Genomic DNA, 16301 nt, shown 5'->3' with positions numbered 1-16301 from the left:
TGCTCATTATTTGAGCAACAAAAAAGGGGCAGCAACCTACACCAGGCGCTGCCCCTTTTTGAATGAGCAAACCATTTAATACCGACGATTAATCTGCCCGGCTCTGCCCGCTCCCGAATATCATCCTTAGTGCCTGATCACGTGTTAAAAAGGCTACCGCCCAGTTATACAAAGTTTTAATTTTATTATTATAATTCACTAACGACATCAGGTGGATAAATAGCCATACAAATAAAGCTGCAATACCACTGAGGTGTACCTTATGCTTAAACAGGTCGACCACGGCGTTATGCCGGCCAACAATGGCCATATCTCCCCTGTCGAAATATTTAAATGGTTTTATGGCTTTGCCTTTTGCCATGGCTATAAAGTTCTTAGCGGTATTGCGTCCCATTTGTATGGCAACCTGTGCCAGTTGCGGGTGCCCTTTTGGATAAACCGGGTCGGTTATTTGCACACTGATATCGCCTATGGCATATATATCTTCAAGGTCTTTAACCCGGTTATATTCATCAGTGATCATGCGGCGGCCTATGCCTAAACTACTCGCAGGGATACCCTCAAAAGTATTGGCAATTATACCGGCAGCCCAAATCAGGGTTTTGGCTTCAAGTGTTTCTCCATCGGCAAAGGTTATCACACCATTATTAAAATCGTTTACATGGGCATTTAATTTAACTTCAACACCCCACTCAATCAGTGCCTGGCGGGTTTCCTTGTGGGTTTTATCACTCATGGGGCAAGCAAATCAGGGCCGCCATCAACGATGTAAATTTTACCTTTGGCATTCATTAGCTCGGGGTAATCCTTTTTCAGGATATAGTTTTTCATCTCGGCAAGCATACCAGCTACTTCAACACCAGTTGGACCACCCCGGCAACTACTATAGTTAAAAGCTTTTGACGCTCAACGGGTCGGTAGTAATGGCTGCCTTTTCCATTGTTTTAATAAGGCTGTTACGCATTCGGAGCGCATCGTCAATTTCTTTAAGGGAGATGGCATTTTGTTTGATACTCTCAATCCCGTAAAAATTTGTACTTGCACCGGCCGCGAAAACGAGGTAATCATAAGATAGCTCGCCATTACTCAAATAAAGAATCTTTGCCGCAGGATCAACCTTAACCACGGCTGCCATACGGAAACTCAATCTTTTATCCCTGAAAAGCTTACGGAAGGGATAGCTGATACTTGATGGTTCAAGGAAACTGGTTGCTACCTGGTAAAGCAGCGGTGTAAAATAATTGTAGTTATTTTTATCAACCAGGGTAACATCATAATACTTGTTTTTATATAGCTGCTGTGCAATGTTAAGCCCGGCAAAACCGCCGCCAACAATTACTATCTTTTTTTTGCCGCTTTGGGGTGTTATACTTGTCATGATACTTAATATTTTATAGGCAGGTAAAGCAGGATCAGGTCCCGATCTGAAAAATATTCCGGCTTCATTTGCCTCGTTTTTCTACCATAAATTTACTAAAGTTTATGGCAACCGGCCTCATCTTAGTGTAAATATTACACACTTAAAAACTCAACCCATTCCGCTGCATTACCTCACCTACGCGATACAAAATTGCGCAGTAATACCTGATTAAAAATGGCTAAAGTTCTGATGTTTTTGTCTATTTTACGGTTCGGGAGAATTAATGATTCCGGTATGACAAATCGCAACCAAAACTGTTAATTCGAAGAAGATTTGAAAAACTAACTAAAGTAATTATATAGAGTCTACTAATTTCATATAAAATATTTGAATAAAGTTAATAGACAATCTTTGGATTTGTGCTTTTTGCCTTCTGCTTTTAGCTTTCAAATCCAGATACCTGGCGGCTACTTAACCAGGTATTGAAGATTAGAAATGTGAATCGGCGCGGGTTTATATTTCAATGAATATCCCTGGCGTGCTGATAATACCGCTTTAATTTCAGACATAATCGATAAGGCTATCTCTTCCGCCCCCTCTGCGCCAATATCCAAGCCGACCGGGCCATAGATGTTGTTCATTTGTGCTTCGCTAATAGATATGCCTGCATGTTCAACTTCTGCCAGCATACGGTCCAATTTCTTTTTGGGGCCGAGGATACCGATATAAGGTAACGATGTAGGTAATAGTTCTTTAAGCAGTGCTACCTCATAGTTATAATTGTGGGTCATCATAACAATAGCGGTACGATCATTGGTCTTTATATGCGATAATACATCGGCTGGTTTGGCAGTTACAATATTTTGAGCAAACGGGAACCGTTGCTTAACGGCATAATTAGGCCGACCATCTATCACGGTAATATTCCAGCCTAAAACCGCAGCTATTCGTGTTAAAGGAATTGCGTCGTTACCTGCCCCCACAATCACGAGCGAAATCATAGGTTTAATATGTTCTACAAAAGCGGTATACTCGGTATCAGCCTGGTAAAACCGTATTTCTGATCTCTGTTCCTCCAGTACCCTTTCAGCATCACTTACCAAAGCAACCTGGTATGGCAGCTGCCCGGAATGGCTCACCGTAAGTTTATCTTCGGTAAGGCAAAGGCAGGTGCCGGGCTGTGTCGCTTTTCTGTCTTTAACGGAGAATACAGTTGCAAGTACGGCATGCTGACCATTGCTGACGATATTTTTCAACAGACTAATTGGGTTATTGATATCGCTGGTTATGGGTTCAATAAGAATATGGATAATACCGTTGCAACCCAATCCTACGCCCAGCTTGGCATCATCATCGTCGGTAGTATCATAGGTTACCAGTAAAGGTTGTTGCTGTAGGATCACCAGTCGGGCTTTACGCAGGGCATCGCCTTCCAAACACCCGCCGCTAATGGCGCCGGTAAGTTGCCCGTCCTCAGTAATCAGCATACGTGCGCCGGCACGACGATAGGCAGAACCTTCCACCAATACAACAGTAGCCAGTGCAGTTTTTTTTCCCTGTGCATGTGCCTCATCATAGGCAGCAACAATATCAATGATCTCTTTCATCGGCAGCTTTACAGCTATATCAGTTTGTCGGGTGTTATGGGCAGTTCCCTTACCCTTTTGCCCGTAGCATTATAAATGGCGTTTGCCAAAGCGGGAGCTACCCCTATCAATGAAATTTCGCCAATACCTTTGGTGCCTACCGGATTTAAAACCGGATCGGGCTTATCAATAAATATGGCTTCTATCTGCTGGATATCGGCATTTACAGGCACGTGGTAATCAGCAAAGTTACCGTTAATGTAGCGCCCGTAACGATCATCAAAAACAGCTTCTTCGGTCATGGCCATGCCAACGCCACCCACCGCACCGCCAATCATCTGGCTGCTGGCGGTTTTGTGGTTAACTATTTTTCCGGCATCAACACAGGCTACAATCTTTTTGATCTTTACCTGCCCTGTAAGCGGGTGTACATGCACTTTGGCAAAATGTGCCGAAAACGAGTACATGGAATATTTTTGCGCTTCGGGATTGCCTTTTGATTCTTGTGTAAGCTCAACCGACGGCATATTGTTTTGCTTTAACACAGCAACGTAATCAATAGGCTCCATGCTATCGGCAGGTTTGCCGGCCATGGTGTAAAGCTTCTGTTTCAAAGCCACACACACATCATATACCGCCGAACCAACAGATGATACCGTTGCCGAACCACCCTGCGTTGGCGCATTAGGAAAAGCCGAATTGCCCAGCTCAAACGTGATCTTATCCGCGGGGATCCCCAAAGTATCAGCAGCTATCAATACCATTGACGTTCCCGTACCCGGGCCAATATCACTGGTTGCGCTTTGGATGTTCACACTGCCATCGGCCGTCAACTTTATTTTAGCCACGGCATTGCCCCGGTATGCGCCAAACGCACCGCAGCCTATCCCGTAGCCTACCAGCCATTCGCCCTCTTTATTGGCGCCGGGTTGGGCTTTACGATCAGCCCAGCCTATGGCCTCGGCCCCTTTCTGGTAACATTCCTTTAGGTATTTGCTCGACCATGGCTTGTTCCGTTCAGGATCAGTATCGGTATAGTTTCTTAGTCTTAACTCGATGGGATCGAGATTAAGCTTGTAAGATAACTCATCCAGCGCCGATTCAAGGGCGAAAGAACCTGTAGCCTCACCCGGACCGCGCATAGGCGCAGGCACGCCTACATTTAAAGGCACTACCTTGTAAAGCGTATTTACATTAGGACTGTTATATAAAAACTGCGATACATTTACCGCCCCTTCGGTAAATTCTTCATAAACGGCTGTTTGCGAATGCGATTCATGGGTAATACCAATCAGCTTACCATCGGCAGTTGCACCCAGTCCTATTTTTTGGATGGTTAAAGGGCGATAGCCTACCTGCGTAAACATCTGTTCGCGGGTGAGCGTAAGTTTAACCGGACGTTTTACCAATTTGGCTGCCTGTGCGGCTGCAATTTCATGCGGCCAGGTACGTAACGAAGAGCCGAAAGCTCCACCAACAAACCTCGAATTGATCTGCACATTATCGGGGTTAAGTCCAAACGCCGCAGCTATGGATCGCTGGGAACCTTTTACCCCCTGCGATTTGGTATACAGTGTAACCTTATCATCCCCATCCCAAAAAGCGGTGGTAACGTGCAACTCCATAGGGTTATGTACTTCTGTAGGAAGCTGATATTCCTCCTCAACCACTACCGGGGCATTTTTATAGGCATTTGCCTCACCGCGCACATAATCTTTATAATTACCTTTTTGCGGGGTTACCCCTTTATCTATGTTTTTATGAAAATCAGTTTCAAAAGGCTCAGTATTGTAAGTTGCTTTAACCAGGCTTGCCGCATAGGTAGCCCGTTCAAAGGTATCAGCAACTACCAACGCAATGGGTTGCGCGTTAAAGTAAATCTTATTATCATTAAATAACTTAAGCCCGCGTACCGGCCTTTCGGCGCCGGCCTGGTAGCCCGGTACTTTTGGCGCATTAAATGGCGTAATGACAGCAAGCACTCCCGGTGCACGCTCGGCAGCCCTGGTATCAAGTGCAGTTACCGTACCAGAAGCAATAGTTGCCGATACCAGCACCCCATAGGTGAGGTTGGGGACTTTATACTCACCGCTGTATTTAGCTCCGCCGGTTACTTTTAACCGGCCATCAACACGGCTTAAGGAATCGCCAATTGCGTCTTTTTTCATGAAGATCAGTATTAAATCTATTAGCTAAATAGTCGTTAATTTATGATGCAAGGCCGGTGGCCAATTTTAAGGATTGTACAATAGCATTAGGCGCAAGCTTTAACTTAAACTTATTGTACTCATAAGCTTTAGCTCCCTGCATGGCAATTTGCGCGGCCTGTTTAAAATTATCTTCAGTAATAGCTTTACCTTTTAAAAATATTTCGGCAGCGGTTAAACGCCATGGCTTATGTGCCACCCCGCCCATGGCCAGTCTTGCACCTGTAATAGTATTATTTTCGATATGCAAAGCAGCAGCCACCGAAACCAGGGCAAAGGCATATGATGTACGGTCGCGGATCTTTAAATAGTAAACATGCTTGTTATAAGCAGATGATGCTGCAGGCAAATCAACTGAAGTGATCAACTCGCCTTTTTGCAAGGTATTATCAAGTTCCGGATGATTGCCTGGCAAGCGGTGAAAATCACCAATATTAATGGCTCTCGGGCCTTTTACACCCGTTACGTGGATAGTGGCATCCAACGCGGCCAGCGCCACATTCATATCACTGGGGTTAACAGCAATACATTTATCGCTGGCGCCAAAAAGGGCATGCATGCGATTAATCCCTTGCAATGCTCCACAACCGCTTCCGGGAGTACGTTTATTGCAAGGCATAGCAGTATCAAAAAAATAAGGACAGCGGGTACGTTGCATAAGATTGCCCCCAACGGTAGCCATATTGCGCAACTGCGGCGAAGCACCGGCATTGATGGCCAGCGCCAGCAACGGGTATTGCGCCTTTATATAAGCGTGCTCGGCAACCTCGCTATTGGAGGCTAAAGCACCTATGTGTATACCTGTAGGCGTTCTCTCTATCTTTTTAAGCGGGAGGCGGTTAATATCAATCAACTTGTCCGGTACTACCAATCCCATTTTCATCATATCAACCAAGTTGGTTCCGCCTGCCAAAAAGTAACCGTTTGGTTCTTTTGCCAATGATTTAATGGCAACAGCCGTTTCGGCTGGTCGTGTGTATTGAAACTGGTTCATACCATACCTCCTTTAACTTCCTGAATAGCCTTAACAATATTGGGATAAGCGCCGCAACGGCAAATGTTACCGCTCATAAATTCCCTGATCTCTGTTTCAGAACCGGCATGTCCCTCTTTAAGCAAAGCCACAGCCGACATGATCTGTCCTGATGTACAATATCCGCATTGAAAACCATCATGCTTAATAAAAGCCTCCTGCATGGGGTGCAGCTCTTCCTCTTTGGCAAGACCTTCAATAGTGTCTATCTTTTTACCATCATTTGTTAATGCAAGACTTAGGCATGAGTTAACGCGTACGCCATTTACATGCACCGTACAAGCGCCGCATTGGCCGCGGTCGCAACCCTTTTTGGTACCCGTAAGGTCGAGGTGTTCGCGCAGCACTTCCAGCAAGGTCACACGCGGTTCAACCATTAATTCATGTTTTACACCGTTCACCTCCAGGTGCAGGGCTTGCTTTTCAAAAACACCGGCAAGTTTCTCATCCCATTGGTTTTCGGCCGCTTTAACTACAGTACCCGGTGTTAAGGCAATGGCCGTTAACAGCGATGTTTGCTTAAGAAAATCACGGCGCGTTCCGTTTGAATTGTCTTCGCCGTCGGTTGGAGTGCAGGGCTTTGTTGTAGACATAGGTACAGCGATTTATAATTACACCAAGATAGCACTTTTAATATCAATAACTCCGTAACAAATTTGTTTTGAACAATGAAAAATCCAATTATTCAATCACCGCGCTTTTAATATTTCTTCTAACAAAAGTTTAGGGCTAACTTTAAGCAAATACTTCACAATGAAAATGATCCCGCTTTTTAAATGCCGCGATTTACGACAAGCCGTCGGTTTTTACACCAACGTGCTTGATTTCAGGCTCAAATACCCTGAAGCCACGGCTGATGACGGCGTTATTGATCTGGTAAGTGAATTTGGAGAACTGCAGCTAACCATATATGAAAGCGACCGTTTGTTTGGCTCTGTAGTAAATGTTTGGATTGATGATGTGGATAGCGAGTTTAAGCGTTACATATCCCGCGGGCTGGATACCTCAGTTAAAAAAGAATCGCCCGTTCACCAGGGGCCAACCGATCAAACCTGGGGAGCGCGCGAGTTTTATGTTACGGATACTGACGGCAATACTTTACGGTTTTGCCAGCGGCAACGGTAGATATTTATTGGACCACCTTAACTCCCGCGGGCGCATTAATTATGGTTTTCACTTTACCATCAGCCTGCTTAACATGTTTAATTTTCACAATACCGTATGGCGTTGGATAAGTGCCTTCGGCAAAGCTCAGATCGCCCAAATGGGGTTCAATCTTAATTACCTTACAACCTGGCGCCATTATCTTTACACCCAACACATACTCGGTTAACCACGGTGTTGGCCCTGATGCCCAGCCATGCGAAAGACTATGCCTGAAACCTTTATAACAATAAGCGCCATAATCACCATGGATATCTTTTTTACCATCGGGCACCAACTCATCTATCCGCGAAGCGTTGGGCAACCAGTCGATATTAAAATCTTCCCAAAAAGTAGTGGCGCCAAGGTTCAGCATCGGTCCCCAAAAGTTACGGATAGCATCAATGCCACCCTGGTAGTCGCCGGCTTTGGCTTTGGTCAACAGCATATAATAACCAAAAAACGTTGAGTAATTGTGTACTCCATCTTTAGAAAGAATATCGTTTGCTTTTTCGGCAGGGAGTAAACCCGATAAACACAATAAGGCTGCCGCCTGTTTTGAACCGCTTGCATCAGGCACATTGTTTTTTAGTTTAGCAATCGCGGCTTCGCATTTTTTGGCGGTGGCCTGATCATTCAATATTTTGCAGAGTTCGGCACCGGCATTCAGGGTCATCAGCAGCATGGCCTGTAAACCCGCATGAATAGCAGGTTTGTTTTCGCTCGATGGCCAGTCCAAAAACCGACCGGCGCCGTCCAGCTTTTCGCTGCCGTTTGCATCAACCTGTACAGCGTACTGATTCAGCAACTTTACCAGGTAAGCTTTCTGCTGCTGCAGATATTTCAAATTACCGGTGTGCATATACCAATCGCGTTGGATTAGGATCCACCACATAGAATAAGATACCATCCCGTTCATATAACCGGGCAAAGGGGTAATGTCCCGTGCCAGATCAAGGCTCTTTGACACTACCGGATTATCGCCAAATACAGCGGCAATGGTTGATGTTTCGGGATGCATATCGCCTACCCAAACCAGCCTGTCGCGTTTAATACCGTCCCAAAGATAATCCTGCATATTGAGGTGTACGGTGTACGCACCGGTAAGCCATATTTTGTTAAGCAGCGTATCACTGCATTTAAATGAGCCGAGGTAAGGGATATCGCGGTAAACAAAAATAGCCCTTGCTTCTTTCAGCTTAAGTTGACTGTTATCATCCACCAAATCTATCCGTACAAAGCGAAAACCGGTGTTACCGATTTCCAGCTTACCCAACCATGGGAGGGATATGATCATATCGCGCATAGCGTGGTCGTTCGTAGCTCCTTTTATGGTATCGATATCTGACATAGCTTCGCTTGCCGATTCGCCAAAACGGATACGCACCCTCACTGGCTTGCCACCCCTCGACTGATCGGTTACCAATTGCAAACCGCCGTGCAATTCTTTACCAAAATCAAGCAATAAACCGGGTTTGCCCTTTTCATTACTTTGAAGAATGCACAACTCATTACCTGAAAGATCGGCTTGTCCATCACCTTGCTTCAGCAGTTTTTCGGCATTGATAATATTGGTAGCAGCATCGGGCGATTTCCAAAGGATGCGGATCGGTGAAAGATATTTCCTCACCGTTTCTGTCGATTGCGCTTCGGCAGATCGCTTAGCATCAAAAACCGGAGGAAGCTTTTGGGCCTTGCAAATAAAATAGATGATAGTCAATATGAGTATACCGATGATTTTCTTCATGTGAAAATACCTTTTTGCCTACTTTTATAATTTCCCTCTGAAGGAGGAACACAATGGAAAATGCCACAGCAAAGGTGTATTTCGCACTGCTTTATTAGTTGCCGGGTTAAACGCAGCCTTTTTCATCGATTCAAGTTCGTTAACCGCACTTTCTTTGAAGATATTACGGGAGACTAAATACAAATTATACAGATTTATCGTGAAAGCCGGTAAGTTTATAATTAAACAATACTAACGCTTTCATCATGATCTGGCATCCTGTACTATCTTTTTTTAATACACTATATTATCGATTGTATTTAACGCTCTCCTCTGGGGCTTACTTCAGGAACAAGTAAGCAATGCACCGAAGGTGCAAAAGGTTTACATGGCAATAGGATTATCATCAACAACTAACTTACCATGAGTAGGTTGAATAATATTGCAGGGATAATTATTTTACTTTTCGCTCATGATCTTCCGTTTGCATCCGGAAGATCATTTGAGCCGAAAAGTGTTATTTAAACGGGGAGATCATTTTATCTAAAGTGCGACCTCAGCATCCAGGCCATGCCCTCGTGTGTTTCCATCAAGCCGGTAATAAAGTCGCTGGTACCGGCGTCATTAAACTGATTTGCGAAGGGGTTGATATTACCGCGTATAAACTCGATGATGCTTTCATGATCTTCAAGCAATTCCTTCAAAAAGCCGGCGCTATCGTTTTTGTGATCGAGTTTTTCGGTTAAATGAGTAAGTTGCAATAACTGGGTTAAAGTAGCCGGTGCGTAATGCCCTATCTTACGGATGCGTTCGGCTACGCTGTCCATAATTTCATCAAGCTCGTTGTATTGCTGTTCAAAAAACACATGCATTGAATGAAAGTCGGGACCTTCAATATTCCAATGCGCATTACGGGTTTTGGTGTACAGCACAAATTCGTCGGCTAATAATTTGGCTAACTGATCTGAAACGGCCTGGCGGTCTGCTTCATTAATTCCGATGTTTGTTTTCATGATATATGTAATTTGTGATTGTTATTCTTGTTATAACTTATTCATATTTTGGCAGATGCCTATACACGCTGAACTGTCTTTTTACGGGGCCAATATAACGTAAATGCGGTTACCCAAAAGTAAAAAATCAACGGCATAGCATGATCATGGTATGTGTATGACAAATCCCAACTAATAGATGACAGTACAGGGGGTGGTAAACACCAGCACCCCCGCGGGTCATGACCTACGTAGTATGCAGATTTTTGGGAGTGTCATTATAAAATTAGTCTTATCACATTTACAGCCGCGTCAAATTAGTTAAGCAGGCAACGGCAATCATCAATGCTCTTTTCAGGTAGAGATCTATCAGGACAGGATCATTTCAATATGGTCGATACCATCCTCATCATAAATTTTACCATCAATTTTAAAGCCCGACTGTTCATAAAACTTGACAGCATAGTACTGTGCACCTATCCGGATAGGCACATCCCCATAGATCTTTTTAGTTTGATCGATGGCGGCCTGGGTTATTATTTTACCTACACCCGTACCGCGTACTTTTTTGCTGCTAACTATACGCCCAATTGATGCTTCGGCATATGATTTACCCGCGGGTACAATACGGGCATAGGCCACCAGTTCCTGATCATTATCAAACAATAACAGATGGTGGCAAGCGTAGTCTTTATCATCGGTGTCTAAAAACACACAATTTTGTTCAACTACAAATACCTCGCTCCTGAGCTTTAGTAATTGGTACAGCTCGGTAACGGTTAAATCATTAAAAGCTTTGCAAATTTGAGTGTAGTTCATGGTGTTTGATTTTTCTCTCGCAAAGGCGCAAAGTTTTTTTGCCGATTTGCTTGTGTCGCTAAAGTAAATATTTCCGAGAAAAGCAGAAAGCATGGCCAGTTACTAAAAAAAAGTCATACCGAACTTGTTTTGGGAATGCGCAGAACAAGCCATCTGTTAAACATCGATCAACTTAGCATGTGGGCGCCTAAATAAAAGTGATGTCCAGTTGCTATGTAAATTACCACTTGTAATAAAGAGGCATTACCTTGTCCCGTGGAAATCACATTTTTTTCAACAATCCCTTATTGCAACCTGGTAAAAAATTATTTTCGCAGCCTGATAAATTATTCATTCTATTACCCAACATGTCTGCATCTCATTCCCTGTCGCCGGTACAGGCCGATCTTGTACGAATTGTTTCAAAATATGTATTGCTTGAAGAAAGCCGGAGAAATTTAAAAGGCCGCTGCCCTTTCCATAAAGACCAGGCAACCTCCCTGATGGTATCGCCCGAAAAAAATATTTTTCAATGCTTTGGCTGCGGTAAAGGCGGCGGCCCCGTTGAATTTGTAATGGCCATTGAACACAAAACCCGCGAAGAGGCAATTCAAATGATTGCGGGAAGTAATTAGAGAAAACTTAATACAGCTTTTTAACCGCCTTCATCCACTCCCGGGCAATAAGCTCATGCCCGGCGGGCATGGGATGAACACCATCCCAGATCCAGTGCTCGGCTTTGGCTTTTTGTAACGCTTTATTAAACACATCCTGCAAAGGCACAAAAATGGCGTTAAATTTTGAAGCGAGTGATTTAACTATAACCTGTCGCTTTTGAACTTCTGAGGCCCAAAGATCCGGGTTCTTGCTTACCATACCAACGGGTAAAATAAAAGGCTCTAACATGATCAGCTTAACACCGGGTAACGCAGCTTTAGTTTGTGTTAACAGCCTGTCATAAGCATTGCCGAAATCTTCGGCGGTTGCTTTATCGCCCTGCATTATTACCCTGTGCACATCGTTAATGCCTATCAGTATGCTTAATACATCGGGCTTAATATCCAACGTATCTTTTTGCCAGCGTGATGCAAGATCATTTACGGTATTACCACTGATGCCCCGGTTAAAAAACTGGTAATCACGGCCGGGATAGTCAAAATTAATACGGGCGGTTATCAGATAGGCATAACCCTGACCGTAAACATGGTTCCAGTCTCTATCATAACTGCGGCCGCCATCAGTTATCGAATCGCCCTGGAAAAGAAAAGTTTTTCCAAGGCCATCATCTGGCAAATAATCATCATTCTTTGCTGATGCTGATGCCAATCCCGGTGCTGCCATTGCTGCTGCGCCCGCCAGCGATGCTTTCTTTAAAAAGTCTCTCCTGCTGTTGCTCATAAGCTGCTTACTAACTGGTATAATTTGCCTTTTTCTGTATTGATCACCAACTCATACCCCTCTTTTACTTTAACAGGAGTAGCACTTAAACCTTTAACTGTCAGTTTAGATTTAGATATAACATGGCAGGTGCCGCCTGTTTTTGATAACACTTGGGCGGTCACAACCTTGCCCCCTGCCCATTTCATGTCAACTACAAATGCGCCTCTTGCTACCAAACCTTTAATTTCACCATTGGCCCAAGCATCGGGCAATGCAGGTAGCAGGTGTACATTACCATCCTGGCTTTGCAGCAGCATTTCGGCCAAACCAGAGGTACCACCAAAGTTTCCATCAATCTGGAACGGCGGGTGGGCATCAAACATATTTGGATATAGTCCTCCCCCCTCGCTGTAGTTGTATCCACTTTCGCCGGTTAAACGCAGCAGATCGCGGTATAGTTTGTAGGCATGGTTGCCATCTCTTAACCGGGCCCAAAGGTTTACTTTCCAGGCCAGGCTCCAGCCGGTACTTTCATCGCCGCGTAACTCTAACGATCTTTTGGCCGCGGCTGCCAGCTCAGGGTTTACAGCTATCGAAATTTCATTAGCCGGATAAACGGAATATAAATGCGACACGTGGCGATGATGCGGGTCGGGCGATTCCTGGTCTTTATTCCATTCCTGTAATTGGCCTTTGCTGCCTATCTGATACGGGATCAGTTTAGCTTTTTTGGCGATAAGCGAATCCCTGAAAGCTGCATCAACGCCCAGTACCTTAGTTGCTGCTATCAGGTTATCAAACAGATCGCGGATGATACCCATATCCATTGTAGTAGAAACAGAAACATCCCCGGTTTTACCCTCAGCATAAATAAAATCATTTTCGGGCGACATAGACGGTGCAGTTACCAAATGGCCCTGACCATCGGGCACTAACCAATCAAAAGTAAATTCGGCGGCGCCTTTCATTAAAGGGTAAGCTGTATTTTTTAAAAACGCTTTATCGCCGGTATATAAATAGTGCTCCCAAAGATGACGGGTTAGCCAGTCGCCACCCATTGCCCAGTTTGCCCATTTAGGGTCGCCATGACCAAGGTCGCCTACGGGGTTAGCCAAAGCCCAGATATCTGTATTATGGTGGGTTACCCAGCCCTTAGCATGGTAGAAATCTTTAGCAACACCAGCGCCCGTTTCCGACAATCCTTTGATCAACTCAAATAAAGGCTGGTGCATTTCAGACAGGTTACAATCCTCTGCCATCCAGTAGTTCATTTGCACGTTGATGTTGCTGGTATAGTTTGAGCTCCATGGTGCACGTAATTCTTTATTCCAGATGCCCTGAAGGTTAGCAGGAACGCCCGGTGTTCTGGAGCTGCTTATCAATAGGTAACGGCCATATTGAAAATATAAAGCTTCAATGCCAGGATCAGTACCATGATTCTTATTGTAAAGCGCAAGTCGTTCATCAGTAGGCAATTCGGCATGACTGCCCTTGTTATCGTTAATTTTAAGGCTTACCCTGTTAAAAAAACGATGATAATCGGCCAGGTGAGCGGCGAGCAACTGTGCATAAGGTTTGGCAGCAGCTTTATCAAGGTATTTGGCCGCAACCTTTTCGTCGCCATCAGGGCATTGGTTGTATGCTTTAAAACTGGTGGCTGCGGTAACATACAGCGTTAAGCTTGATGCCCCTTTTACGGTGATCCCGCTTGTATCGGCAGTTATTTTACCATCACTGCTTACGGCCTTTGCCAACACCTCATACCGCATACCTCTGCACTTATCATCATCGGCATAAACTATCGGATTTTTTGAATCAACATAGCTTGGTTCAACATGTGCCGGAGCTTTGCCGCTTAGCTGCAATACATTTTTATTCAGCACCTCTTTTTGAAAACGAAGCTGGCTGCTTGTATTTATTTTAAGGTTTAACTGTTTAGCCTTATCAGCCGTAAACCGGATAACAATTACCTTATCGGGTGCCGAAGCAAAAATTTCGCGCTTATAGTTTACTCCGCCAACCGTATATTTTGTTGTGGCAACAGCATTACCAATATTCAGATCGCGGTAATAGCTGGTGCTGTTACCACCATTATATGATTGTTTGATATGCAGATCGGCCATAGGCAAGAAGCTTTCAGAGTATAAGCCCTGCATCTTTTGCGTTAGCTCATGTGCCTTTTGATATTCCCCTTTAAACAACGCTTCCCTTACCTGGGCCAAGTATTGAAATGCACCGGGATTTACATTTTGCTTCACCGGCCCACCCGACCATAAGGTAGATTCATTTAGTTGCAGCAATTCATCATCAACCCCACCAAAAATCATGGCTCCTAACCTGCCGTTGCCAATAGGTAAAGCTTCTGTCCACGCTTTTGCGGGTTTTTTATACCATAAAGTATTTTTCTGCGCGTTTGCGTTGGGCGCAATCAATTGCATGCATAGCGGTAAAACTACAAACAGGAGTGTTGTTTTCAGGCCTTGGTTCATAAAATAGGTTAAAATTGTTTTTACAAGTATACCAATGCAACAGCTATAAAAAATAATGCTTATTGGCATTTTAATATACAAAAACAAGGTACAGTACATAAAAAACCCGCCTTGCGGGCGGGTCTTCATTAGTAAGTAGTCAGTCAGTTATAGTGTATTATCTTCTTTCGTTATAAACCTGGAACTCAGCTATTGATACCTGGTGTTCGGCTTTATCTATCGAGATCCGAACCTTGCCGGCCCATACCCTGTCAAAACGGTGAACTTTAATCTTATTGGCATTATCACCATCAAACAATGGCTTCCAGCTTCCGTTCAGGTAATATTCCAAACGGTAATGTGAAATATTCGGTTTTTCTTCGGCAATAACAATGGTATTCAATGCCTGGTCTTTCTTAAAATCTATCTCGTACCATGGATTTTTAACTGTTGGGTTTGACACCCATGAGCTATGAAAATCATCATCGTTAGCAAAATCCATAATAGCCGAATCATCGCTCCAGCTTGAGCTTGCCGGTTGATTTTTTGCAATGTTTGATGAAATGATCGGCGCATCCAACTTGGAAAGCTTAGCCACCGGACCTTCATTTTTCCAAAGTTTACCAATCTCTTTAAGTGCGGCAAGGGCGTTATCGTCAAATAAACCATCGCGGTTGGGTGCTACGTTCAGGATAAAATTACAGTCGACATTATTCAACGGTTTCAGGATATCGTTAACCAGTTTAGCAGGCTCCTTAACCGGTGTTGTTGGGTGGCTTGTTTCCCAAAACCAGTTAGCCTGTAATGGTAAACAGGCAATGGCCGGCATGCGGTTATCTTTAGTTGATACACGCTGACCTGCCCCCATTTCGTAAGTTTTGATATCGGTATAATACATGCCTTCGGCAGGGTATTTTGCGCCGTTAAGGTCCATCACCAGACAGTTTGGCTGCAATGATTTTACCAGTGTGTAGATCTCTTCAAACGGAACATCATCATACGAGATCCTTGACCATGGGGCATCCCATCCATCAATGATCAAGGCCGAAATCTCGCCGTATTTGGTCATCAGCTCGGTGATCTGCGCTTTTACCATATCAATATGCTTTGGCGTGATCATGTTTGGCCTCAACCTGTGGTGAGTATCCAAAATAGAATAATACAGGAACACTTTTAAGCCATTAGCCCTGAAAGCATCGGCATACTCTTTTACTACGTCCTTTTTCAGCGGACTGTTCATCACATTATAATCGGTTGTTTTGGTATCCCAGATACAAAAACCACTGTGATGTTTGGTGGTGATACAACCGTAGGTCATATTGGCCGATTTTGCAGCCTTTGCCCACTGGTCGCAATTCAGTTTTTTTGGGTTGAAGATGGTTGGCAAAGCATCAGGATCGGCCCAGTCCTGATCCATATAGGTTGGGATGTTAAAATGGATGAACATACCGAAACGCAGGTCGACAAATTCCTGCTGAAGCTGGGCAAGCGGTTTTACAGGCTGCTGCGCCGTTTGTGCTTTTAGTGAGAGAGAAGCGGCACAAATCGCAATAAAGCAAATAGCTTTTAACTTAAACATGATTGGGTTGTTGGTTAAATTGATAAAAC

Annotated in this window: 14 protein-coding genes; 2 read left to right on the top strand and 12 right to left on the bottom strand. The window is 44.2% G+C overall.

The genetic code is table 11. The features are described from left to right. Positions 1-88: 88 nt before the first annotated feature. The 6 genes from DIU38_RS33785 to DIU38_RS04380 all read right to left on the bottom strand — a co-directional run bounded on the left by DIU38_RS33785 (position 89) and on the right by DIU38_RS04380 (position 6779). Positions 89-736, bottom strand: coding sequence for an NAD(P)/FAD-dependent oxidoreductase (locus DIU38_RS33785; RefSeq protein ID WP_244311261.1), 648 nt, complete (start codon positions 734-736; stop codon positions 89-91). 153 nt (positions 737-889) lie between these two features. Then, the gene (locus DIU38_RS33780; protein ID WP_244311260.1) at positions 890-1378 is read right to left on the bottom strand and encodes an NAD(P)/FAD-dependent oxidoreductase; all 489 of its coding nucleotides are present in this window, start codon (positions 1376-1378) and stop codon (positions 890-892) included. Between the two features lie 449 nt (positions 1379-1827). Continuing rightward, the gene (locus tag DIU38_RS04395) at positions 1828-2967 is read right to left on the bottom strand and encodes an XdhC family protein (protein ID WP_112654138.1); all 1140 of its coding nucleotides are present in this window, start codon (positions 2965-2967) and stop codon (positions 1828-1830) included. Between the two features lie 14 nt (positions 2968-2981). Next, positions 2982-5114 (bottom strand): xanthine dehydrogenase family protein molybdopterin-binding subunit, encoded by a 2133-nt coding sequence (locus tag DIU38_RS04390; protein ID WP_112654139.1) that lies wholly within the window; start codon positions 5112-5114, stop codon positions 2982-2984. 40 nt (positions 5115-5154) lie between these two features. Further along, on the bottom strand, positions 5155-6147 hold the full coding sequence (locus tag DIU38_RS04385) for an FAD binding domain-containing protein (RefSeq protein ID WP_112654140.1): 993 nt from the start codon (positions 6145-6147) through the stop codon (positions 5155-5157). Further along, the gene (locus DIU38_RS04380; RefSeq protein WP_112654141.1) at positions 6144-6779 is read right to left on the bottom strand and encodes a (2Fe-2S)-binding protein; all 636 of its coding nucleotides are present in this window, start codon (positions 6777-6779) and stop codon (positions 6144-6146) included. Before DIU38_RS04380 ends, DIU38_RS04385 begins: the two co-directional genes overlap by 4 nt. A gap of 160 nt (positions 6780-6939) precedes the next feature. Here DIU38_RS04380 and DIU38_RS04375 point away from each other — a divergent pair, with 160 nt between their 5' ends. Beyond that, complete coding sequence (locus DIU38_RS04375) at positions 6940-7311, top strand: glyoxalase superfamily protein (protein ID WP_112654142.1); 372 nt, start codon at positions 6940-6942, stop codon at positions 7309-7311. Positions 7312-7315: 4 nt separating this feature from the next. Here DIU38_RS04375 and DIU38_RS04370 read toward each other — a convergent pair whose 3' ends face one another. The 3 genes from DIU38_RS04370 to DIU38_RS04360 all read right to left on the bottom strand — a co-directional run bounded on the left by DIU38_RS04370 (position 7316) and on the right by DIU38_RS04360 (position 10866). Next, entirely contained in the window at positions 7316-9076 is a 1761-nt protein-coding gene (locus DIU38_RS04370; RefSeq protein ID WP_112654143.1) for an alpha-L-rhamnosidase-related protein, read from the bottom strand. Between the two features lie 518 nt (positions 9077-9594). Continuing rightward, complete coding sequence (locus tag DIU38_RS04365; protein ID WP_112654144.1) at positions 9595-10068, bottom strand: Dps family protein; 474 nt, start codon at positions 10066-10068, stop codon at positions 9595-9597. Positions 10069-10416: 348 nt separating this feature from the next. Continuing rightward, a complete protein-coding gene (locus tag DIU38_RS04360) occupies positions 10417-10866 on the bottom strand; it encodes a GNAT family N-acetyltransferase (protein WP_112654195.1) in 450 nt (149 codons plus the stop codon). Positions 10867-11213: 347 nt separating this feature from the next. Between DIU38_RS04360 and DIU38_RS04355 the strand changes: the two genes are divergently transcribed. Next, entirely contained in the window at positions 11214-11480 is a 267-nt protein-coding gene (locus DIU38_RS04355; RefSeq protein ID WP_146750446.1) for a CHC2 zinc finger domain-containing protein, read from the top strand. Between the two features lie 7 nt (positions 11481-11487). Here the strand turns inward: DIU38_RS04355 and DIU38_RS04350 are convergent, their stop codons facing one another. From DIU38_RS04350 to DIU38_RS04340, 3 genes are all read right to left on the bottom strand, one after another. Next, entirely contained in the window at positions 11488-12243 is a 756-nt protein-coding gene (locus tag DIU38_RS04350; RefSeq protein WP_112654146.1) for an SGNH/GDSL hydrolase family protein, read from the bottom strand. Then, the gene (locus tag DIU38_RS04345; protein WP_112654196.1) at positions 12240-14714 is read right to left on the bottom strand and encodes a glycoside hydrolase family 95 protein; all 2475 of its coding nucleotides are present in this window, start codon (positions 14712-14714) and stop codon (positions 12240-12242) included. The genes DIU38_RS04350 and DIU38_RS04345 overlap by 4 nt, the downstream gene beginning before the upstream one ends. 157 nt (positions 14715-14871) lie before the next feature. Continuing rightward, positions 14872-16272, bottom strand: coding sequence for an alpha-L-fucosidase (locus tag DIU38_RS04340; RefSeq protein WP_112654197.1), 1401 nt, complete (start codon positions 16270-16272; stop codon positions 14872-14874). Between the last annotated feature and the right edge of the window lie 29 nt (positions 16273-16301).

The organism is Mucilaginibacter metallidurans (genome assembly GCF_003286435.2).
Taxonomy (GTDB): domain Bacteria; phylum Bacteroidota; class Bacteroidia; order Sphingobacteriales; family Sphingobacteriaceae; genus Mucilaginibacter; species Mucilaginibacter gossypii.
Note: the sequence above shows the minus strand (reverse complement) of the source record. Positions and strands in the feature narration are given on the sequence as shown.